Origin of the sequence: Rhodococcoides fascians A44A, from assembly GCF_000760735.1 — a bacterium.
Classification (GTDB): Bacteria; Actinomycetota; Actinomycetes; order Mycobacteriales; family Mycobacteriaceae; genus Rhodococcoides; species Rhodococcoides fascians_E.
Window position 1 is genome coordinate 1,062,952 of sequence record NZ_JMEX01000008.1, and the last position, 20,609, is coordinate 1,083,560.

General features: G+C 63.0%; 21 protein-coding genes, 1 pseudogene and 1 riboswitch. Of the genes and pseudogenes, 9 read left to right on the forward strand and 13 right to left on the reverse strand.

All coding sequences use genetic code 11. From position 1 onward, the window contains the following. Window positions 1–55: 55 nt before the first annotated feature. On the forward strand, window positions 56–1,366 hold the full coding sequence (locus BH95_RS17375; protein WP_037183284.1) for an aspartate aminotransferase family protein: 1,311 nt from the start codon (window positions 56–58) through the stop codon (window positions 1,364–1,366). A gap of 13 nt (window positions 1,367–1,379) precedes the next feature. Here the strand turns inward: BH95_RS17375 and BH95_RS17380 are convergent, their stop codons facing one another. From BH95_RS17380 to BH95_RS17390, 3 genes are read right to left on the reverse strand one after another with little or no spacing between them, the layout of a single operon-like run. Then, complete coding sequence (locus BH95_RS17380) at window positions 1,380–1,847, reverse strand: MerR family transcriptional regulator (protein WP_037183286.1); 468 nt, start codon at window positions 1,845–1,847, stop codon at window positions 1,380–1,382. Between the two features lie 27 nt (window positions 1,848–1,874). Next, complete coding sequence (locus BH95_RS17385) at window positions 1,875–2,735, reverse strand: SDR family NAD(P)-dependent oxidoreductase (protein ID WP_037183288.1); 861 nt, start codon at window positions 2,733–2,735, stop codon at window positions 1,875–1,877. A 42-nt stretch (window positions 2,736–2,777) separates the two neighbouring features. Next, window positions 2,778–3,833, reverse strand: a complete 1,056-nt coding sequence (locus BH95_RS17390; RefSeq protein WP_037183290.1) for an aldo/keto reductase — start codon at window positions 3,831–3,833, stop codon at window positions 2,778–2,780. Between the two features lie 124 nt (window positions 3,834–3,957). Here BH95_RS17390 and BH95_RS17395 point away from each other — a divergent pair, with 124 nt between their 5' ends. Beyond that, window positions 3,958–4,827 carry a helix-turn-helix transcriptional regulator gene (locus tag BH95_RS17395; protein WP_244165008.1) on the forward strand — a complete coding sequence of 290 codons (870 nt, stop codon included), beginning with the start codon at window positions 3,958–3,960 and terminating at the stop codon, window positions 4,825–4,827. Window positions 4,828–5,578: 751 nt separating this feature from the next. Here BH95_RS17395 and BH95_RS17405 read toward each other — a convergent pair. The 3 genes from BH95_RS17405 to BH95_RS17415 all read right to left on the reverse strand — a co-directional run bounded on the left by BH95_RS17405 (window position 5,579) and on the right by BH95_RS17415 (window position 8,292). Beyond that, window positions 5,579–6,238: a hypothetical protein gene (locus tag BH95_RS17405; RefSeq protein WP_037183295.1), complete on the reverse strand. Its 660-nt coding sequence runs from the start codon at window positions 6,236–6,238 to the stop codon at window positions 5,579–5,581. A gap of 143 nt (window positions 6,239–6,381) precedes the next feature. After that, on the reverse strand, window positions 6,382–7,740 hold the full coding sequence (locus tag BH95_RS17410; RefSeq protein ID WP_037183297.1) for an FAD-binding oxidoreductase: 1,359 nt from the start codon (window positions 7,738–7,740) through the stop codon (window positions 6,382–6,384). A 48-nt stretch (window positions 7,741–7,788) separates the two neighbouring features. Beyond that, window positions 7,789–8,292, reverse strand: a complete 504-nt coding sequence (locus BH95_RS17415) for a GNAT family N-acetyltransferase (RefSeq protein ID WP_230594344.1) — start codon at window positions 8,290–8,292, stop codon at window positions 7,789–7,791. A gap of 42 nt (window positions 8,293–8,334) precedes the next feature. Next, window positions 8,335–8,415, forward strand: a riboswitch (ZMP/ZTP riboswitch). Window positions 8,416–8,439: 24 nt separating this feature from the next. Here BH95_RS17415 and BH95_RS17420 point away from each other — a divergent pair. Beyond that, entirely contained in the window at window positions 8,440–8,946 is a 507-nt protein-coding gene (locus BH95_RS17420; protein ID WP_020111098.1) for a GNAT family N-acetyltransferase, read from the forward strand. A 2-nt stretch (window positions 8,947–8,948) separates the two neighbouring features. Here the strand turns inward: BH95_RS17420 and BH95_RS17425 are convergent, their stop codons facing one another. After that, window positions 8,949–9,890: a DMT family transporter gene (locus tag BH95_RS17425; RefSeq protein WP_037183299.1), complete on the reverse strand. Its 942-nt coding sequence runs from the start codon at window positions 9,888–9,890 to the stop codon at window positions 8,949–8,951. On the opposite strand from BH95_RS17425, the gene BH95_RS17430 reads away from it, so the two are divergent. Continuing rightward, complete coding sequence (locus BH95_RS17430; RefSeq protein ID WP_033190030.1) at window positions 9,889–11,313, forward strand: aminotransferase-like domain-containing protein; 1,425 nt, start codon at window positions 9,889–9,891, stop codon at window positions 11,311–11,313. The two genes, BH95_RS17425 and BH95_RS17430, sit on opposite strands and share 2 nt — an antisense overlap. A 118-nt stretch (window positions 11,314–11,431) precedes the next feature. Here the strand turns inward: BH95_RS17430 and BH95_RS17435 are convergent. Beyond that, window positions 11,432–12,077: pseudogene (locus BH95_RS17435) on the reverse strand (response regulator transcription factor). Continuing rightward, window positions 12,062–13,285: a sensor histidine kinase gene (locus BH95_RS17440; RefSeq protein ID WP_026348214.1), complete on the reverse strand. Its 1,224-nt coding sequence runs from the start codon at window positions 13,283–13,285 to the stop codon at window positions 12,062–12,064. The pseudogene BH95_RS17435 and the gene BH95_RS17440 overlap by 16 nt, the downstream one beginning before the upstream one ends. A 108-nt stretch (window positions 13,286–13,393) precedes the next feature. On the opposite strand from BH95_RS17440, the gene BH95_RS17445 reads away from it, so the two are divergent. The 5 genes from BH95_RS17445 to BH95_RS17465 all read left to right on the forward strand — a co-directional run bounded on the left by BH95_RS17445 (window position 13,394) and on the right by BH95_RS17465 (window position 17,960). Next, window positions 13,394–14,152 carry an ABC transporter ATP-binding protein gene (locus BH95_RS17445; RefSeq protein WP_020111103.1) on the forward strand — a complete coding sequence of 253 codons (759 nt, stop codon included), beginning with the start codon at window positions 13,394–13,396 and terminating at the stop codon, window positions 14,150–14,152. Beyond that, on the forward strand, window positions 14,152–16,557 hold the full coding sequence (locus BH95_RS17450) for an ABC transporter permease (RefSeq protein WP_244165011.1): 2,406 nt from the start codon (window positions 14,152–14,154) through the stop codon (window positions 16,555–16,557). The genes BH95_RS17445 and BH95_RS17450 overlap by 1 nt, the downstream gene beginning before the upstream one ends. A gap of 197 nt (window positions 16,558–16,754) precedes the next feature. Then, the gene (locus tag BH95_RS17455) at window positions 16,755–17,174 is read left to right on the forward strand and encodes a MarR family winged helix-turn-helix transcriptional regulator (protein ID WP_019667582.1); all 420 of its coding nucleotides are present in this window, start codon (window positions 16,755–16,757) and stop codon (window positions 17,172–17,174) included. A 34-nt stretch (window positions 17,175–17,208) separates the two neighbouring features. Beyond that, entirely contained in the window at window positions 17,209–17,634 is a 426-nt protein-coding gene (locus BH95_RS17460; protein ID WP_037183303.1) for a membrane protein, read from the forward strand. Then, window positions 17,631–17,960 (forward strand): rhodanese-like domain-containing protein, encoded by a 330-nt coding sequence (locus BH95_RS17465; RefSeq protein WP_019667580.1) that lies wholly within the window; start codon window positions 17,631–17,633, stop codon window positions 17,958–17,960. The genes BH95_RS17460 and BH95_RS17465 overlap by 4 nt, the downstream gene beginning before the upstream one ends. Before the next feature lie 6 nt (window positions 17,961–17,966). Here BH95_RS17465 and BH95_RS17470 read toward each other — a convergent pair whose 3' ends face one another. The 4 genes from BH95_RS17470 to BH95_RS17485 all read right to left on the reverse strand — a co-directional run bounded on the left by BH95_RS17470 (window position 17,967) and on the right by BH95_RS17485 (window position 20,537). Beyond that, on the reverse strand, window positions 17,967–18,536 hold the full coding sequence (locus tag BH95_RS17470) for a hypothetical protein (RefSeq protein WP_037183305.1): 570 nt from the start codon (window positions 18,534–18,536) through the stop codon (window positions 17,967–17,969). A 111-nt stretch (window positions 18,537–18,647) separates the two neighbouring features. Next, the gene (locus tag BH95_RS17475; RefSeq protein ID WP_037183307.1) at window positions 18,648–19,226 is read right to left on the reverse strand and encodes an FKBP-type peptidyl-prolyl cis-trans isomerase; all 579 of its coding nucleotides are present in this window, start codon (window positions 19,224–19,226) and stop codon (window positions 18,648–18,650) included. Between the two features lie 49 nt (window positions 19,227–19,275). After that, window positions 19,276–19,617, reverse strand: a complete 342-nt coding sequence (locus BH95_RS17480) for a DUF2200 domain-containing protein (RefSeq protein ID WP_019667577.1) — start codon at window positions 19,615–19,617, stop codon at window positions 19,276–19,278. A 26-nt stretch (window positions 19,618–19,643) separates the two neighbouring features. Beyond that, on the reverse strand, window positions 19,644–20,537 hold the full coding sequence (locus BH95_RS17485) for an NYN domain-containing protein (RefSeq protein ID WP_033190024.1): 894 nt from the start codon (window positions 20,535–20,537) through the stop codon (window positions 19,644–19,646). Between the last annotated feature and the right edge of the window lie 72 nt (window positions 20,538–20,609).

The window sequence follows — 20,609 nt, forward strand, 5'->3', positions numbered from 1 at the left end:
ACCGCGTGGCTTAGTCTGTGCGTGACCGGAGGGCCGCCGAATCGAGGAGACGCCCATGAGCACCGACAGCTTCTGGAGCGACGCCGATCGCCACCTGATTCGTTACGGCGTGACGTTCACTCCCCGCATCATCGAACGGGCCGAAGGCACGCACGTGTACGACAGCGACGGCCAGGCAATCCTCGACTTCACCTCGGGCCAGATGAGCGCAGTCCTCGGCCATTCCCACCCGGACATCGTTCGAGCGGTGTCGCAGTCCGTCGGATCGCTGGACCACCTCTTCAGCGGGATGTTGAGCAGACCCGTGGTCGACCTCGCCACCAAGCTCGCCGCCACCCTCCCGCCGGAACTCAGCAGGACGCTACTGCTCACCACCGGCGCGGAGGCCAACGAAGCGGCTCTGAAAATGGCCAAGTTGTACACCGGCGGATACGAGGTCGTCTCGTTCGATCGGTCCTGGCACGGTATGACGTCCGGCGCGGCGGCCGCGACCTTCTCCGCCGGACGACGAGGATACGGCCCGGTGATCCCCGGCAATCTGACCTTGCCGACGCCTGATTCCTACCGGCCTCGGTTTCGGCGTGCCGACGGCTCCTACGACTGGGAGACCGAGCTCGACTACGGCTTCTCGCTCATCGACAGACAGTCCACCGGCGCACTTGCGGCCTGTCTGGTCGAACCCATCCTGTCGTCCGGCGGCATCATCGATCCGCCCGTCGGCTATCTCGCACGGCTCAAAGAACTCTGTGTCGAACGCGGAATGCTGCTCATTCTCGACGAAGCGCAAACCGGCCTCGGCCGCACCGGCCGGATGTATGCCTTCGAACGCGACGGGGTCACCCCGGACATCCTGACTCTGTCCAAGACCCTCGGCGCAGGGCTTCCCGTCGCCGCGGTGATCACCGGCGACGAGATCGAGAACGTCTGCAACGACAAAGGTTTCCTGTTCCTGACCACCCACGCATCGGATCCGTTGGCTGCCACCGTCGCAAACACCGTGCTCGACGTCATCGAACGCGACGGACTCGTCGAGCAAGCCGCAAAACTCGGCGAACAGCTCTCCGACCGCCTCGACGCACTGCGCGACACCTACGAAGTCGTCGGCGACGTCCGGGGCCGTGGCCTGCTACGCGGACTCGAATTCGTCACCGACAAGGAGTCGAAGAACCCCGCCGACGACCTGGGCAAGAAAGTGACCACCGCCTGCCTGGAGCGTGGACTGCACCTCAACATCGTCCAGCTACCAGGAATGGGCGGCATCTTCCGCATCGCTCCCCCACTGACGACAACCGAAACCGAACTACACGACGGCATCGACATCCTCGACGCCTCCATCTCAGCCGTCCTGGCCGGTAGCTCTTCCTGACGGGACGCAAGACCTACTCGCCGGCCGCACCGCCGTAGGTTGCAATCTTGTATTCGGTTGCTACCAAGGATAATTGCAGCTCGAGAATTTGTCTGCGAATGGTGTCCCGATGTTCGACGAGTATGTCCAGGCGTTCCGGGACGGTATCGTCCCCCTGATCGACCAGCTCCACGTAGTGCTGCAGATCACGCATCGGCATGCCGGACAGACGCATTCGAGTGAGAAAGACCAAGCGGCGCACCGCGGCGGCGTCGTACAGGCGGTGGTCGTGCGCGTCTCGTTCGACCTCGATCAACCCGCACCGTTCGTAGTACCGGAGGGTGTGCGCCGACACACCCAAGAGCTGCGCGACCTCGGAAATCCCGATCGGCTCGCTTACTTCACCGGGTTCGATCAGTCCGTGGACGATGTCGATCGTCATCGATACATCCGCTTGGGCCAGCGCAGCAATAGCCTTGTCCATCAGATCAACGGTCGCCATGACGTCACGATAGCCCTGGCCAGCGGTTCAGACTGGACGGACGGACTCGGCAACCCCCGGATAATCTGCACTGGCCGATATCTCCGCGAGACGCTCGACCTCGTCGAGGTTCCACCTGTAGCCGTCCGACAATCGCCGAACCGCTTCTCTTCCCAACGGGATTCGTAGCGGGGCGGATTCTCCGTTCAGAAGTTCGATGATGATCCGGGCCGCCCGCGTCGGATCGCCTTCCTGCTTCCCATCGACGGCCAGCATGTCCGTGCGGACCGCGCTGAGCAGTCCGTCGTAGACGTCGCTGGGGTCGACGAGGTTGAGGACGCCAGCTTCGTTGAACCCGGTGCGGAACCTGCTCGGTTCGACGATGAGGACTCGAACACCGAACTGTTCGACCTCGCCGGCCAGGGCTTCCGACCACCCTTCCAAGGCGAACTTCCCGGCCGAGTACGAGCCCGCTCCGTGGAACGACACTCGGCCGCCCTGACTGCTGACCTGCACGATCGATCCGGTTCGCCGCCGCCTCATTCCAGGCAACACAGCACGCGTGAGGGCCGCGGGGCCGAACAGATGCTGGTCGAGCATGTCGCGCAGCTGGGAATCGGTCACCTCCTCAGCAGCGCCGATCTGCCCGACCCCACCGTTGTTGACCAGCACATCGACCGCTCCGAATCGCTCCGCCGCGGCCGCAATCAGCTGTGGTGCCGCTGCGGTGTTGCGTACGTCGAACTCGACCGCCATCAAAGTATCCGGGTATCGACGCACCATGTCGTCCAACCTGCTCGGTCGACGAACAGCCCCCACAACCGTGTCACCGGCTGCCAGAGCCTCTTCGGTGAGTGCTCGTCCCAAACCCGACGACGCCCCCGTGATGATCCAGCTTCTCTTCGTCATGCCGCGACGCTATGACTTCGAGCGCGCTCGAACGCAAACTCATCACCGCCGGCGGGTTCGCGTGTGCCCATGAATGACGCCCTGCACCATGGGACGCGCCAGGAACTCGTGGGGAAAGCCCAGATCGGGCGCGCTGACGTCGTCGAGCTGGGTCAGATGCTCGTCGGAAAGTTCCACGTCCAGCGCAGCCAGGTTGCTCTGTAACTGCTCTGCGGTTCGCGCACCCACGAGAGTGCTCGTCACCACTGGGTTGTGGAGGGTCCACGCAATGGCGACCTGAGCCGGGGTGACTCCCAATTGCTGCGCAACGTCGACTACGACGTTCGCGACCTCGAGTCCCCGAGTGGTCAAGCTGTTGCCGGCCGCGGCGTGATCACTTCGACTGCGCGGCATAGCCGTCACATCTTCAGGAAGGTCAGCGGGTGTGTACTTGCCCGTCAGCACTCCCCCACCCAGCGGTGACCAGGGAACAACTCCGAGTCCTGATCCGCTCGCCATCGGTAGGAGGTCACGCTCGGTGGTTCGCTCGATGAGGCTGTACTCGACCTGAAGTGCGGAGAGGGTCGGCCATCCCCGGAGCTCGGCGATCGTCTGCATGCGTGAAATCTCCCAAGCCGGCGCGTCGGAGATGCCGAGATAGAGCACCTTGCCGCTGCGTACCAGCTCGCCCAACGCAGCGATGACCTCTTCGCCGGGCGTCAGCCCGTCCCACGCATGGAGGTACAACAGATCGATGTAGTCCGTATTCAGGTTGCGCAGACTTGCCTCGACCGAGGTTACGAGGCTCTTACGGTTACCACCTCCCGCATTGGGGTCTGATGGGTTCCGCGTACCAGCGTACTTCGTGGCGATCACCACGGAATCTCTTCGATCCCTGACAAATTCACCCAGAAAGCTCTCGGACTGGCCGTCGGTGTAGATGTTGGCCGTGTCCACCATGTTTCCGCCTCGATCGAGGTAGGTGTCGAAGATCCGTCGAGCCTCGTCTTTGCTCGCACCCCAACCCCACGCGTCGCCGAAAGTCATGGCGCCCAGTGACAACGGCGAGACCCTCAGTCCCGATCGTCCCAGCAGTCGATAATCGGTCAACTCCGCCACGGTTACTCCTCAGTTCGATGTGTGGTCGACCATGCCTGCGCTCGCCTGGTCCGTGAAGGCTCAGGACATCCTGGGAAGATCAGTACCAGGCTGTTCAGCATCGGTGTGGCATAGCCTTGGGGACGTGAGTTCGACTCCGCAGCCCATCGCCCGCCACGAGTTGGCAGCCTTTCTGCGTGCGCGGCGCGAAGCGCTTCAACCGTCGATGGTGGGGCTGCCGCCACGGCTCGGATCCTCCCGGACGCCTGGGCTGCGACGAGAGGAAGTCGCAGCCCTCGCCGGCGTGAGCGTGGACTATCTGATTCGTTTGGAGCAGGCGCGTGACGTTCGGCCGTCGGCCCAGGTAGTGCAATCCTTGTCGAGGGCACTGAGGCTGTCCGATGACCAGATCGACTACCTCCTGACGTTGGCCGGACATCGTCAACTCGAACGCAGTACCAAACCGTCTGTCCCCGAGGGTCTTGCACGTCTTCTCGACGATGTCTCTCCATTGCCCGCCATGATCCTGAACTACCGCCTGGACATCCTGGCATGGAACGACACGATGTCGACCCTCCTTCTCGACCTCGACGGCACAACAGCACGAGAACGCAATGTACTGAGAATGTGCTTCCTGGACGATCGGTTCATTGACTTTTACGGCGACCGCGACAGCGTAATTCGCGGAGCTGTGGCCGATCTGAGAGCAGCGTGGGTCGACCACGCGCATGATCTTGACCTGGTAGTCCTGATACAGGAACTCGAAGCCGGTAGTGCCGAATTCTCCGCCTACTGGCAATCGCGGGACGTCGCCGTACGAGCGCAGGGCAACAAGCCGATGAACCATCCGAACGTCGGGCCGATCACCGTGAGTTACGACGTCCTCAATCCTCTCGGCGACGCGAATCTGCGACTCATCGTCTACCGCGCCGCCGACCCGGCCTCCCAGGCTGCACTCGACCGACTCGCCACAACCCGCCACTCCCACACTCGAAGGCACCTGCGAACCCTCTGAAGCGAGTTATGGCGAGGGCAATCGAACAGAAGATGTCTTCGTGATGACGCTGGATAGAAGGTCAGCAGCCGTTTCGCGCCTACCTGTGGAGTATCCGTCGACGGCGGGCACGATCAGTGCGCGCCTGTAATCGGCCAGGTCCAGCACCAAGTGCTCGTTCCCAACGAGAACAATGGTGCGCAATGGACACGCCGAGGGCTGCGCCGAATTGAAGGCCGGTACAGACGATGCCGCCTGCGACACCGTGATGGCGGGCCTCGACACCTTCCACCGCTGAAGCTGTCAGCGGACCGTACTTGACAGCAAAGGCAACACCAAGCAAAAGCAAGGAAGGCAGCAGATCGAGAAAACCCGGGTTCGAGTCCAATCGAAGTGTCAGCGCGAACCCAATTGTGACCGCGGTCGGTCCGATTGTCATCACAACGACATTCCCGAACCTTGTCGCATGTCAGGGCGTCAACGTTGGAGCGATCAGGAGCTCCACTCCCATTGCGAAAACCCGAGTCGGGTGGGCACTTCCCGCGTCATTGGAACGCCCCGATTATTTCGTCGCAGACCTAGGAGACGGCCCTGCGGCCGTGCTTCTGGCCACCGAACAGGGAAACAGCTGACGCCTCAGAAAGCGAGAGATTCGACAGGCGAAATCCTCGCCCACCGTGTTCCTCGCGGTTCTGGTGTAACACTTGCGTCGTGTGCAGGCGGAATCCCGCTTGCAGAATGCACAAGTGTTACACCCCGCCCAGCAAACCGCCTATCGACCGGGCGCGTTGATTCTGAGTCCGGGCGCCGAGGCGATGTCGGTCAGCTGGTCGATCGTCAACACCCCGACGGACGTCACTTCGATTTGCGTTTCATCCGGTGTAAAGGCGACGACCCGTCGGATATCCCCGCGATCCTGGATATCGAAGACGGCGCCGTCCTGAGACGTGACGCGCTCATCGACAATCCCGACGAAGCACGGGCCGGGTGGCTGGTAGGCGCGTCCGACGATTACATCCAGCATTCCAGTTCGCCCGTCCGACGTAATCGTCCCGGATGCACCTGCATCGGCGGTCGAACCGGCGACACTGTAGGTCTCTCGGTCACCGGAGAATTCCAATCGCGTCGTGACGGAATCCGGTTCGACAACCGTACCTGCCGGCAGCGCACCGACGAGGGCCTCGGCCATTCCATTCAATTTGCTGTCGGTAATCCACGACTCGTCTGTACGAGCAACTTCAGCGCCCGTGGTGAAGGCGTAGTTGATTCGCATCAGATCCTCTTCCTGAATCATCTCCTCGCAACCGGGAATCGCCAGATCGGTGGGCGACGAAGTGTCGGTGATCCCCGCAACCACTACTCCCGTTCCCACGATGACTGCCACCACTGCGATATCCACCCATACGCCGCTGCGTCCTTTATTGCTTCGCATGAAAGGACCTTATCGGTGACCGCCCGCCTGATGGCCGACGTCGGCCATAGGTCTTGTAGTGCTGCTGACCGCGAGTTACGTGTGTGCGTACACGGTTGCCCCGAACCGGAGGGAATCGACCTGGTCCTGACCGTACTCCGCGGTCAATCCAGCAGCACACCAGGATTGAGGATGCGGTGTGGGTCCCATGCGTTCTTGAGCAGCGCCATGGCTGCCAACTGCGTTTCACCACGTTGGCGGATCAGCCATCTACGTTTGGCTCGGCCGATGCCGTGTTCGGCGCTGATGGTGCCGTCGTGACTCAAAACCAGTTCCAGGACAGCATCTTCCAACGCTCCGGCAACGTCGTCTGCGAATGTACCGGCACCGGGCAGGATGTTGACATGGATGTTGCTCTCGGCGAAGTGACCGAACAGAACGGGCACAGCATCTATGTCGACTGAGTGGACTGCGTCCGTGATCGAGCCGACGAACTCTTCGAACCGCTCGGCTGGTACACCGACGTCGAGCTTGACGGGAACCCCAGCAGTAGAGATCGATTCGGTGATTCGCTCACGGAACGACCACAGTGCCCGACGTTCCGCAGCGGATTCCGCGATCGCAATTCTGCTGCTGTCCAGCCCGCCGGACATCAACGCCTCCAGCACCGGCTCCGCGCCGACGAGAGAAGAACCCATCTCTGCGAACACCCAGAAACCCTCGGCGGGTAATGGCGTCGGTGTACCGGAGTGTTCCGCAACGCGGCTCACTGCGGCACCTTCGGCCCATTCGACGGCGTCGATCTGGGGCAGCTGCAGGATCGTCGGGAGGGCATCGACAGCGGCTCGGACGTCGGGGAACGACATCGCTATCACCAAGTGGTCGGTCAGCGGACGGACCAACTTCCAAGTGACGTCGGTGATGACGGCGAGCGTTCCTTCGGATCCGATCAGCAGATTCGTCAGATCGTAGCCCGTGTTGTCCTTCACCAGCGATGTCCGACGGTCGACGATATCGCCACTCGGCAAGACGGCTCGGAGTCCTGAAATACGATGGCGAGCCGAGCCGTAGCGCAACACGCGTGCCCCACCTGCGTTGGTCGATGCGGCGCCGCCGACGGTGGCCGACTGTCCCGACGCCAGTGACAAACCAGCGGTGTAGCCCGCCTCGGCGGCAAGCGTTTCGAGCTCGACGAGAGTGACACCGGCCCCGACCGTGACGGAACCGTCCGCCGAGACCGGTCCGTGTGAGCGCAACGCACGCGTCGACAGAACCACACTTCCATCGGACGGAACAGCACCTCCGACGAGCCCGGTGTTGCCGCCTTGCACCGTCACCGCAACCCCGTGCTGGGTGCAGGCTCTCAACACGTCCGCAACTTGCTCTGCAGACTCGGGGCGCACCACCGCACGCGGTCGTCCACTCCAACGCCGAGTCCAATCGACCGAATACGAGGCCATGACGTCGGCGTCTCGCGAAACCCGTCCCGGGGCGGCGGCGTCGAGCACGTCATCGAACTCCATACTTCGAAGGGTAGTGCGTCGACCGCTACACGGCCCGAACGCGGGAGTTCAACCTGCGCACACGACCCGCTTCGTCATGACGATCTCGAGCTCGTCCGGCGCCAAGGGATAGGGAACGGTCTCACCTGTGGTTGCGAACCCCATGCGTCGGTAGAAGGCTTGCGCCCGCCCGTTCGCCTCGTGGACTTCCAGGGTCAAGGTACGGTGCCCTTGCCGGTACACCCACTGCTCGATTTCGCGCAACAGTGCGTCGGCGACGCCCCCTCCACGCGCCGTCGGCGATACGTAGACGCCGAGCAGGAAGACTTTGCCGTCCTCGATGCGTGCGCGCATGATTCCGAGCCACGCGTCCGTGTCGTCCACTGCAGCGAAGCCGCAGGACAACGCCGAGTTCGTGCTCTCGGCGCGCTGTTGCCACTGGTTGTCGGTCTGGGCCGTCGCGGAGTCGAGCGTCTCGACGAAGGCCTTCGGTGAATCCGCCAGCATCTCCAACCGCTGATCGCGGAACGACTGCCAGGATCGTCCGTCGACAGGCATTATGCGGAAAGACACAGCGACCAGACTAACCGAGCGCCACCCTCGGCACTGCTACATTTTTCTGCAGGCGACTGGCGAAGGATGGGTCACCATCAGGGAGCCTGTGAACACGAAACATCGTCCGCCTGGGTGTTTCACCGATACCGGTGAAAGAGAGGACCCATGCTCGACGTGCGGGCCGCCCGAACAAACGATGCACCAGCTATTTTGGCTCTTCGACATGCTGCCGAGGACTGGCTGGCATCCCGCTCGATCGACCAGTGGTCTCCGGGTGAAGTTCCGCTGTCCACCGTTCGACTGCAGGTCTCGCGCGGTGAGTTCGTCGTCGCTCGGTATCCCGGGTCGTCGCCAATCGTGGCCGCAATGCGCACGATACGGTCGGACCCCGAGATCTGGCCCGACGACGGCGACGCGTTGTACGTACACGGACTCGTCATCGATCGCTGTCATGCGGGCACCGGCCTGGGTGCAGCCATGCTCGACCACGCGGCCCGCTCGGCAGCCGACGCAGGCATCTCGCGTGTTCGATTGGATTGCGCCGAAACCAATCCCACGCTCCGCCGGTACTACCTCGGTCAAGGTTTCACCGAAGTCGGTCGTCGCGAATTCGAGGACGGAAAATGGTTCAGCGTGACACTCTTCGAGAAACGTCTGAAGACGTGGCCATAGGCCTACTTTCGCGCTCGCAGTCTTTCGGGAGATGATCGCGTTCGCACGGTCATCGCTGCGCATACAACGACGACTGCACCACCCAGCGCCGACGACCAAGTCAAGTACTCGTGAAGAATGACTGCAGCCCAACCAAGACTCAGAACGGGCTGAACAAGTTGAACCTGGCTGACGTTGGTGATCGGACCGATGGCGAGGCCTCTGTACCATGCGAAGAAACCCAGATACATGCTGATCGAAGCCAAGTAGCCGAACGCAGCCCAGGCCTTCGGCTCGATCTCGGACAATCCGTCGAGCGATAAGAATGTCAACGGGACCGTTACCGGCAAAGCCACTATCAAAGCCCACGACACCGTCTGCCACGATCCCAATTCCCTTGACAGTAGCCCGCCTTCGGCGTACCCGATGGCCGCACTGACGACAGCGGCCAGCAGCAGTAGGTCGGACCATTGCGGCACAGACCATCCTCCGCTCCTCACGACAGAGAACCCCAACGCCGCCGTCGCCCCGAGAACAGCCATGAGCCAGAATGCTGTACGGACCTTCTCCTTGCCTCGCGCGACTGCGACCACTGCGGTGGTGGCGGGCAGAAGTCCGATGACTATTGCGCTGTGGCTGGCAGAGGCGATCGTCAGGGCATACGAGGTCAGCAGTGGAAATCCGACCACCACGCCAGAGGCGATGACAGCCAGACGAGCCCACTGCATCCCGTTCGGTAGCCGCTGCCGAGTAGCTCCCAGCACCAGGACGGCGAGCGCGGCAGCGACTACGGCGCGCCCTACCCCCGCGAACAACGCCGGCATGCCGCCCAGGACGGCCACACGAGTGAGAGGAACTGTCAGGGAGAACGCCACGACACCGACTAACCCCCACAGAATTCCCGGGCCGGGTACGTACGATATCGCCGATGCGCGGTTACAAGTAGCGCTACTATGGGGACTCATGTCTGACGATAGCAGTTCGCGGATCGTTGCATCCCTACGTCGATGGATCGCCTCCGCCCCACCTGGCGCGCAGCTGCCGTCCACGCGCTCTCTCGTCGTCGAACACAGTGCAAGTCCGGTGACCGTACAGAAAGCGCTTCGCGTCCTGGTATCGCAGGGGGTGGTCGAGAGCAGGCCCGGCGTGGGCACGTTCGTGCGTGAGAACACATCGGTCCGAGCCAACGATTATCGTTGGCAAACCGCCGCACTCGGCGCCCCCGTGACACGGCTCAAACTACCGGCAGCGCTTCAGTCGCCGTCGAACGACGTGGTCTCACTTCACTCGGGTTACCCGGACCGAACGTTGCTGCCGGAGAAGCTCGTACGTAGTGCTTTCGCCCGGGCTGCACGAAGTGACGCCATTGTCGATCGACCACCGACCGCAGGTCTACCCGAGTTGCAATCATGGTTCGCTCGAGAACTCGCGTCGATCACTTCCCCCGGAATCAATCCACCGTCGTCGAGCGACGTGACGGTGATACCCGGCAGTCAGACAGGCCTGAGCACTGCGTTCAGAGCACTGGTCGGAGCGGGCCGGCCTTTACTGATGGAGTCGCCGACGTACTGGGGCGCAATCCTGGCAGCAGCCCAGGCCGGCGTCGATGTCGTTCCTGTTCCTTCCGGATTCACCGGGCCCGACCCTGAGGAACTTCGACGAGCGTTCGAGAGCACCGGTGCTCGCGCGTTCTATGCCCAACCCAACTTCGCGAGCCCGACCGGCGCGTTGTGGAAACCGGAACTCGCGGAGAAGGTTCTGAAGATCGCCGAACAACATGGGGCGTTCATCATCGAAGACGACTCTGCTCATGACTTCGGAATTTCGGCGCACCCGAGCCCCCTGGCAGCCCGAGACGACACAGGACGTGTCGTGTATTCGCGAGCATTGACCAAGAGCGTGTCACCCGCGGTGCGGGTTGCAGCAATCATCGCCCGCGGACCCGCTCGGGAACGGATCATCGCGGACACGAGCGCGGAGTCCATGTACGTGAGTTCGATTCTTCAGACCGTCGCCTTGGACGTCGTCACTCAGCCGGCATGGCGGACGCATCTCACTCGTCTCCACAGTCAATTGGCCGCCCGCCGCGATCTTCTCGTGACGAGCATCGAAGAGCACGTTCCAACGGGGAAACTCGAAGGCATACCGGCAGGTGGACTGAACCTGTGGCTGAGGCTCCCCGACGAGACGGATCTCGACGTCGTGGTCTCCGAGTGCAGGTCGGCCGGCGTCATCGTCGGCGCAGGAGACGACTACTTCCCGGCCGAACCAACAGGAAAGTATCTTCGCCTCAACTTCGCAGGTCGGAACCCCGGTGACTACCCGATTGCCGCACGCGAAATTGGCTCGGCTGTCGAGCGCTCTCGGTCTTCGACCTCCCGATTGTGAACGGGCTCAGTACTCTTCGATCGAGCTGCACTGGACGAAGCCCGTGACAGCAACGGAATTGGACTTCTCCATCGAGAAGACCAACCGGAGAAATTCGCCGCGGCACTTCGGGAATTCGTCAGCCTCGAAGGTAGGTGAGGACGGCGAGTACGCGCCGGTGCCCGTCGATGTCGCTGGGAAGGTCGAGTTTCAGAAAGACGTTTCTGATGTGCTTGTTCACAGCGGGGACGCTGAGTTCCAAGGACCTTTCGATTTCGGAGTTCGATCTGCCCTCGGCCATGAGGGCGAGGACCTCTTTTTCCCGTTTGCTGAGGCGGTCGAGCGGGCGCGTCCGTCGGTGAAGTAGTTGACGGACCACTTCGGGATCGACGATGGTCCCGCCCGATGCGATTCGTTCCACCGCGTCGTTGAACTCCGTGACTGCACCGATGCGGTCCTTGAGCAGGTAACCCACTGCGCCGGCGTTTTCTGCGCCCAACAGCTGTGACGCGTAGGACTGCTCGACGTACTGACTGAGAACCAGTACCGGAAAGCCAGGAATGCGCTCGCAGAACGACGGCCGCCCGCACGCCGTCGTCCGCGTGACCGGGTGGCATCCGGACGTCGGTGATGAGAAGGTCCGGCTCGTGGTCGTCGACCGCACGAGCGATCTCGTCGGCGCTGCCGACAGCGGCGACGACGGTGTGTCCGAAGCGTTGCAGGAGCCCGACGAGGCCTTCCCGCATGAGGGTGGAATCCTCGGCCAGGATCACGCGATACGGCATGGGATCTCCACTCTGAGCGTGGTCGGCCCGCCGGCAGGGCTGGACAGTTTCAGTTGTCCGGCAACAACATCGAGACGGTCGGCAAGCCCGGTCAGACCGGTTCCGACTCGTGGATCCGCACCGCCCACTCCGTCGTCGGAAATTTCCAGCACGAGTATGTCTGCGTGGATGCGACCGTGAACTCTGGCTCGGGTCGCACGACTGTGCCTCGAGACGTTGGTGAGCGCTTCTGTGACAACGAAGTACGCAGTCGTCTCGACGCGGCGGGGAACACGCTCGGGCAGACGGATGTCGATCTCGGTGTCGATGGAGGACCGACTGGCGACGTCGGCGACAGCCGCCGCGAGGCCGTTGTCGGCAAGCACCTGCGGATTCAGTCCACGGACCAGATCCCTGAGCTCCGCGAGCGCGACAGTGAGCTGGCCTTGCGCGTCGGACAACCGTGCGTCGAGTTCTGGATCGTTCGCATCCAGTCTTGCCAGCCCGAGGTTCATCCCGAGGGTCACCAGGCGCTGCTGTGCGCCGTCGTGCAGGTCGCGTTCGATTCGGGCACGCTCGGACTCGAAGGCGTCGAGCAAACGCTCGCGCGACTTGGAGACGTCGGTGAGGTCGACCCCGATCTCGTCGTCACGGGGCGCCAGGAAGATGCGTGTGAGTGCTGCGTGCGCACCTGCCCAGGCCGTCACCAGATAGGGCCCTGCCGCGAGTGTGACCACACCGATGAACCACCAAGGCCAGGCCGACGGGTCGTCCATGGGGGCACGGAAACTGAGGACCGGCAGGACGAAAGCGAAGGCAAGCACGGTGATGTCCAGCCAACAGAGCGCGGTCACGGAGAACGCCGCAAAACCGAACTCACGCCAGGTCACCGGCTCCGAGAATCGGGTACGCACCCAGGCGCGCACACCGGGGGAAAGGGGCCGACGGTGTGGATCGGCGATTCCGTCGAGATCGACCAGCCGTATCCGCATTCGCTCCACCCGGGCGACGACGATGCCCGACAGCGCCACGAGCAGCAGCAGGACGATGCCGACGACTACAACGAAGAAGATCACGCCCAGGACGGTTGCGGCTGCGAGCACCACGAACACGATCAGGTTGAGGATGCCGCCGGAAAGCAGATACAGGAGGCTACGCCATGGCCATGGCGTCAGCAGAAAACGTAAAGGATGGTGCGCTAGTGCCTGCCAGGCCGTCGTGACGCGCATGTATCGATCGTAGATTCTCGACGTGATCGACGCGGTAGTGCTGGCATACCCCTGTCGCATAGAGCGCGCGTGACTGTGCGAGTCAGGAGCAGCCGATTCACTGAAGGAATGTACAAGCACCACGACGCAGAAGCCGCGATCGAACTCGAGGACGTCCGCAAGGTGCATGGTCGAGGCAACCGCGCGGTGACAGCCCTTTCCGGGGTGTCGATGGACTTCGCCCGAGGAAGTTTCACCGCGATCATGGGCCCGTCGGGCTCAGGCAAATCGACCTTGCTGCACTGTGCGGCCGGCCTCGACACACCGAGTGGTGGCACCGTGAGGATTGCAGGTTCCGACATCACCGAGATGGACGAGAAAGCGCGGACCGAACTACGTCGACGACACGTCGGATTCGTTTTTCAGTCATTCAACCTGGTGGGCTCGTTGACTGCAGCTCAGAACGTCGAACTGCCTGCACGATTCGCCGGTCGGCGCGTACGCCCTACGGACGTGGCGGCAGCCCTGGCCGAGGTGGGACTCGCGGACCGTGCCTCTCATCGTCCAGCTCAACTGTCCGGTGGCCAGCAGCAGCGCGTCGCCCTCGCGCGTGCCCTCATCACCCGCCCGGATGTTCTCTTCGCGGACGAACCGACAGGTGCAGTGGACACCCGGACTTCGAAACACGTTCTGACGCTGATGCGTGAACTGGTGGACCGGCAACAGCAGACCACCGTGATGGTCACCCATGACCCACTCGCCGCCTCCTATGCAGATACAACGATCTTCCTGGCGGACGGTCGAATAGTGGACTCACTGAGCATCCAGCGCGGTCGGTCCGACAGTGTTGCCACGATCGCTACTCGGTTGGCCGGATTGGAGTCCTGATGCTTGCGTCGGCCAACCTTCGCAGTCTCTGGCCGAGTTATATGGCCGCGCTCCTGGCTACCACTTTCGGTGCTGCGCTGATCAGTGCGACACTCGTCGTCTACGACTCGTCACGCCCCGTGGTTCAACCACGTTTGACCGAGGCGACTGCGCTCGCATTACCCCTTCGAGCCGACAATGAGTTCGGCAACACATCGGATTTCGTTCCGTGGAGTGCGACCGAAGCCCAACAGATCGCCGACGATCTCGGCACCCTGCCGGACGTGCGCGTCGTCGCCGACCGTTCGTTCTATGCGCAACCCGTGGTCGACGGCATTCCGATCGAGGACGAGGGAGCCGAAGAAGCCGGACACGGCTGGGCGAGTGTCGATCTGAGCCCGTATCGATTGACATCCGGAACACCGCCGACCAATGGCAATCAGGTCGTCGTACCGGATGCGCTGGGCTTCGAACCCGGTGATTCTGTGTCGGTCAATCTCGCGGCGGGATTGGAGGCCTTCACCGTATCGGGGACGCTCAGCGGTGCTGGTCTGTATTTCGCCGACGAGCGTGCTGCGCAACTCGATCCGGGTGTCCGGGCGATAGGACTCGTGATTTCGACGGACACGCAGATCGACGCCGTCTCCGCTACGGCGCAACAGTACTTGGGCGACCGCGGCCGGATCGTCACCGGCGAGGATCGAGCAGCACTCGAGCCCGAATTCGTCAGCCACCGGAGGAACCTCGGTAATCAATTGATCATCGCGATGTCGTCCATCGGGCTGTTCACGACCGTCTTCGTCGTAGCCTCGACATTTGCGCTCGCTACGGCCGAACGCCGTCGGGAACTCGGTTTGCTTCGAACCGTCGGCGCCTCACCGGGGCAGGTTCGGCGCATGGTTCTCGGCGAAGCTGCTGCCATCGGTTGTATCGGTGGAATCATCGGCGCTACAGTCGGTCTCGCACTTGCTCCGGTACTGCGAATCGTGCTGTCGAGTCTCGACGTTCAGCCTCCTGACTTTCATCTGCGCATCTCCGCTTGGCCAGTGATAGTGGCAGTGGCCATCGGAGTAGCCGTGGCGGTGATCGGCGCCTGGACGGCTGCCGAGTCCGCAACCAGGGTGGCTCCGATAGAAGCACTGCTCGCCGCCGCCGTCGAGCGACATCCCATGACGAAGGTGCGCTGGGTATCGGGAATCGCCGCACTCCTCGGCGGTGTGGGCGCGACTGCGTTGACCGCGGGCGCGGCACCGGACAGCAGGACAACCAACGCAATCGGAGCAGCCATGTTGTTCACCGTCTCGGCCGCGCTGCTCGCGCCCATCGTCATCGGTCCGATCGCACAGCTGGTGACATGGCCCTTCGCGCGTTCATCCCGCTCGGCGGGACCGATGCTCCTGAGAGCAGAACTCACCACGAGTACGCGACGGGCCGCCGGCACGGCTGCTCCAGTCATTGCAGCCGTCGGATTCGCGGTGCTGTTGAGCGAGATGGTAGAGACGATGGCGGTGGCTTATCCCGCCGAGCAGACCGAGCAACTGCAGGGAATGGTGCTCGTGACATCCGACGGCACCCCAGGCCTCAGCGACCAGGTGGTGGCGGAATCAGGGGCGGGCCCGCTCGGGACTCGCGCAGGCCTACCGACCCGGTTGTTCGTACCTGGAACACAGGGCAGTACAACGGTCATCGACGCCATCGGAAGTCTCGACGAACGTTATGCCACAGCAGGGCATGCTGCTGTGGACGAAGCGACTGCGACTTTGCTCGACGTGCAGGTCGGACGGACGATCACGGTGCGCTTTGCGGACGGAATGTCCGAAAACGTGACCATCTCGCAGGTACTCCCACTCGATCCCGCGCGTGGGGCCTTCGTATTGCCGCGGGACCTGGTGCGCGAGCATGATCCATCAGCCCTGACCGATGTCGTCTTCCTGCCGCAGGAAATGACACCTTCTGAACTGCCTCCGGGCGCCACGGTGAAGGATGCCTACAGTTTCGCGCTGCAGGATTACGAAGTCGACGCTCGGCTGACCAATTGGCTTGCAGCGACACTCATTGCGATGTCCGTTGGTTACTGCGGCCTTGCCGTCGCGAACGGCATGGCTGTGTCGGCGTACCGTCGTGGGCCGGACATCTCGGCTCTGCAATCCTCCGGCGGCACATCACGACAATTACTGTCGACGGCAGTCTTCGAGACGGTGATCATCGTCCTCATCGGTTCTGCACTCGGTTCGATCGTGACCATCCCACCCTTGTTGGGCATGGCCGCCGGGTTGAGCCAACTGACCGGCACCGAGGTCGGACTGCATCTCCCCTGGCGGACCATCGCCTGGGTCATGACCGGCTGCCTGGTCCTGGCATCGGGCGCTACCGCACTCGTCATGCGGCGCATGCTCGGACCGCGGTCAGAGGGTAACTGCCGATAGTGGATTACCGCCGACGAGAACGGTTGCTCGTGCATGACATAGCAGTTCTCGCCTTTTCCCGACGCGTCTACTCGGCTGTCGATGATGTTCTGCACCAGAACTACGCTCGCCTCAGCGATACAGGGCATCTGACCAACTGAGCACGAATTCTCGAGCCGCACCACACGGACCAACCCGGCCGTCGGTAATCTGCCGGTATGTCCGCGCCTGTTCCGTTCAGTCCCATGATTACGTTGCTCACGGTGGCGAGGGTGTGGGATGCGGCGTTCGCGGAGGCGCTGAAGCCGCTTGGGCTGACGACGCGGAAGTACGGGCTGCTGGGCCATATTCGCGGTACGCCTGGGATTTCGTTCAGTGAACTTGCGCGTCGCTCTCGCATCACTGTGCAGAGCGCGCACAGTGCGGTCGCCGGATTTGTCAGTTCCGGCCTGGTCGACGACGGCACGGCGCAGGCCGGGGCCGCGTCGACGCTGCGGGTGACGAACGCAGGTACGAGACTGCTGGACGATGCAGCTCAGGCTGTAACCGCCCTGGATGTGCAGTTCGCCGAGAATCACCCCGAACTGACGGAGGCCTTACGGGAGCACATGCTGCGGGTGATGTCGGCCACGGAGTGATCGACACCGATGACCTTCAGCTAGGCTGAAGGTCATGGAATCGTTGTTGCTCTCCATCCACGTGGTGGCGGGAATCCTCTTCGTCGGCCCGGTCGCCGTCGTCGCAAGCCTGTTCCCGAAGTACGCGTCGCCCGGACACAGCATCGACGTCGCAAAGGCACTCCATCGCATCACCCGCGTCTACGGCCTACTGGCCATCGTCGTACCGGTCGTCGGACTGGTACTCGCTGCTGTTCAAGGGCGCATCGGTGAAGTGTGGATCAGCGTCGCTCTCGTGCTGACGATCGTGGCCGGCGGCCTGTTGGCCTTGCTCATCGCACCCATGCAGAGCGAGGCCCTGGCGACTCCCGACGACGGGGCAAGGCTGAAGCAAATCGGCATGGCCACCGGCGTTTTCAACCTGCTGTGGGTGATCGTCGTCGTACTGATGATCGTTCGCCCTGGATCGAGTTACTCATGAGCATCCGTCACTATCTGCGTAGACCACCCGCCGTCTCGGCGGAGGAGGCCGTTCGCTTGGTGGAGGAGGGCGCGCTCGTCGTCGATGTCCGACGAGAGTTCGAGTGGAACCGGACGCACATCCCGGGTGCCGTGCACGCACCGCTGGAAGTCCTGCTGGACAAGTGCATCGATTTCCCGGAGGACCGGAAGATCATCACCTTCTGTACGGGCGGGCTGCGATCAGCAGGCGCCGCGAACCTCCTGGTGGAGAACGGTTTCGACGCTGTCAACATGAGCGGTGGCTTGATCCACTGGCGTTCTGCGGGCGGGCAATTGACGACCTGACATTACTCATGCGCGCGAGGTGAGGGCCCCCAGCGACGTAGCTGTGTAACGAGAAGCGAAGAGTGTCAAGCACACTGGGACGATCCACGTGAGTGCGAAGTATTTCGAGAACGGGTCGGCGACCGCTGTCGCAACGGTCATGCTCAGGGCTGCCGCGAAGGTGCACACTGCCCACGTGGCCGAGATCCGCACGTTGAGCGAGCGAAGCCGCGGCGCGCCCCAGTACTCCTTCGGCAGGCTTTCACGCGCGTACTGCTCGGTGAAGGTGACGCCGAGGGTCGACGTCGCCATCACGGCGGCGAGCACGAACAGCGCGATTCCCGACGCGTACTCCGACAGCCACGTCGACGACGGGACCGACACCAGGGATGCTGCTGCGAAACCCGCGAAGATGAGCACCGCAGTGGCGCCGAGCCACTTGATTCCCGCCCGCCCGCGGGTCCAGTGGGTGAGCACCAGTGCAACGAGCGCAGTGAGGATGCTCGAGAAGAGCAGCGCGTGGTCGCCTTCGCGATGCGGCATCACGAGGAACAGCGCCCACGGCACGAAGCCGAGTGCAAGACCAGGCAAGCGCATCCCGGGCCGCCCTTCGCCGAAGTCCTCGATCTGACATCATCGATTCTGCCGGGGTACGTGGCGCTGAACATCGGTCACAGCACGCAACTATTCGTGCCACGCACCGGGAAGTTATCCGGTGACGCCCAGAATTTTGATCGCGAACACAAGACTGTCGCCGGCTTCGATTCCGGCGCGGGGCTGACCGTCCGGGTAGCCGTCGGCGGAGTTCATGGCCACAGCCACGGTCGACCCCGTCGTCTGGCCTGCGATCGCCTTCTGGAATCCGGGGACGACGCCGGTCAGCGGGAACTCCACCGGGGCTCCGCGCTGGTAACTGCTGTCGAACACCGATCCGTCGCGTCCGTTGACGCCCATGTAGCAGACCGAGACCTCGGCGTCGTCCGCCACGACAGGTCCGTCGCCGGCCTGCAACGTCTGCACCTGCGTCTGCGAGACGCTGAACGGCGCCTCGACGTCCACCACGGGAGCCGACGAATCCGTGGAACCGATGACCGACACGCTGCCGGTATCTCCCGCCAGAGTCCACTCGGGGTCGCCCGCGTCGTCCGGTTCCGCGGTGGGGCACGTCGCTGCCTCCGCTACCGACGATGCGGCGGAGGACGTCGACGCCGCCGGAGCATCGGAGTCGGAGCTACATGCAGCCAACGTCAGGACGAGTGCCGCGCTGGACACGAGAACACCGGACACCGAAACACGAGTTGATTTCACCGCAGCAACGGTACATACACACGTCCGGTCAGGTCCGCAGCACCTTCTCCATCTTCTTTCCCTTGGCCAGTTCGTCCACCAGCTTGTCCAGGTAGCGAATCTTCTGCATCAGCGGATCCTCTACGTTCTCGACGCGCACCCCGCACACCAGACCGGTGATCGACGACGCGCCCGGATTGAGCCGTGCGTCGGCGAAGAAATCCTCGAACGTCGTTTCGGCGGAGAGATGGTGTTCCAATGCAGCACTGTCGAATCCGGTCAGCCATTCCACGACTTCACGCAACTCTTCTTCCGTGCGTCCCTTGCGTTCCAGCTTGGTGACGTACAGCGGATACACCGAAGCGACGCTGGTGGTGAAGATGCGATGCATGCGACGAGTGTAGGGCCCGTCGGCCGTCACTGTTCGTCGTACTTCTCCCAGAATCGCGCGCGCAGGCGGTATCGAATTCCCTCGTCGAGGTCGTGATGCCCCATGGCGTCGGAGGCGTCGAGCAGGAGTGCCCGGTCGATATCCGGTGGGATGTTCGGCCTGGTGCGTTGCAGGCTCAGCTTGTCCTCGGGTGTGCTGCTCGCTTCCAACGATGCCAGGACGCGGGAGACCACTTCGTCGATCAGTTCGGTTTCCTCACCCGCCATCACGTACTCGGGTTGGACGGTACTGCCCGATCCGGTGGTTCCGCTGTAGACGAGAACGTTCGCGGGCCGAACGGGAGCGGGTGCCTGCGCGGTGGACGCGACGTCGAGCGGAGTGGGCACGCGGGGGCCGGGCTTGGGTCCCGGCCGGTGCGCAGGCTTGGGGACGCTCACCGGATCGGTGACGACGACGGGAGGCGGCTGCCGATCGATCTTCATGACGGCCGCATCCACGGCGGCGCCGTCGAAGAAGTCGAGTCCGTCGGACGCTCGGATCAAGTGGCGACTGACGCCGTGGGGTTTGCCGTCGTTCGTCGGGACGGTCAGGAGCAGCACTTGCACACCGTGTGCCTGTGCCTCCTCGACGGCCTCGGTCAGATCGTCGTCTCCGGACACGAGGAAGAACACGTCCGACGCGTTGCTCCTCGCGTGAGCGACGAGGTCCAGTCCGATGCGGAGGTCGACGCCCTTCTGTTCACCGTTGACCCCGAACCGGCCGAGTCGGAGCTTGACCTTGGACAGTTCACCGATGCGCTCCTGTTGGGCGTCCGGAACTCCGTTCCGCGCGGAGTCGTACCAGTACACGCGGAGTATCGGTAAGCCCGATCGGGTCTCTGCGGCGTCGACCAGAGCGGCGATCAACGTTGCGTAATCCACGAAGATTCCGCTGCGCAGAGACGTGCCTGTCCTTCGAGTTGCGGCAGAAGCCAAGAGGTAGCCGGTATCCAC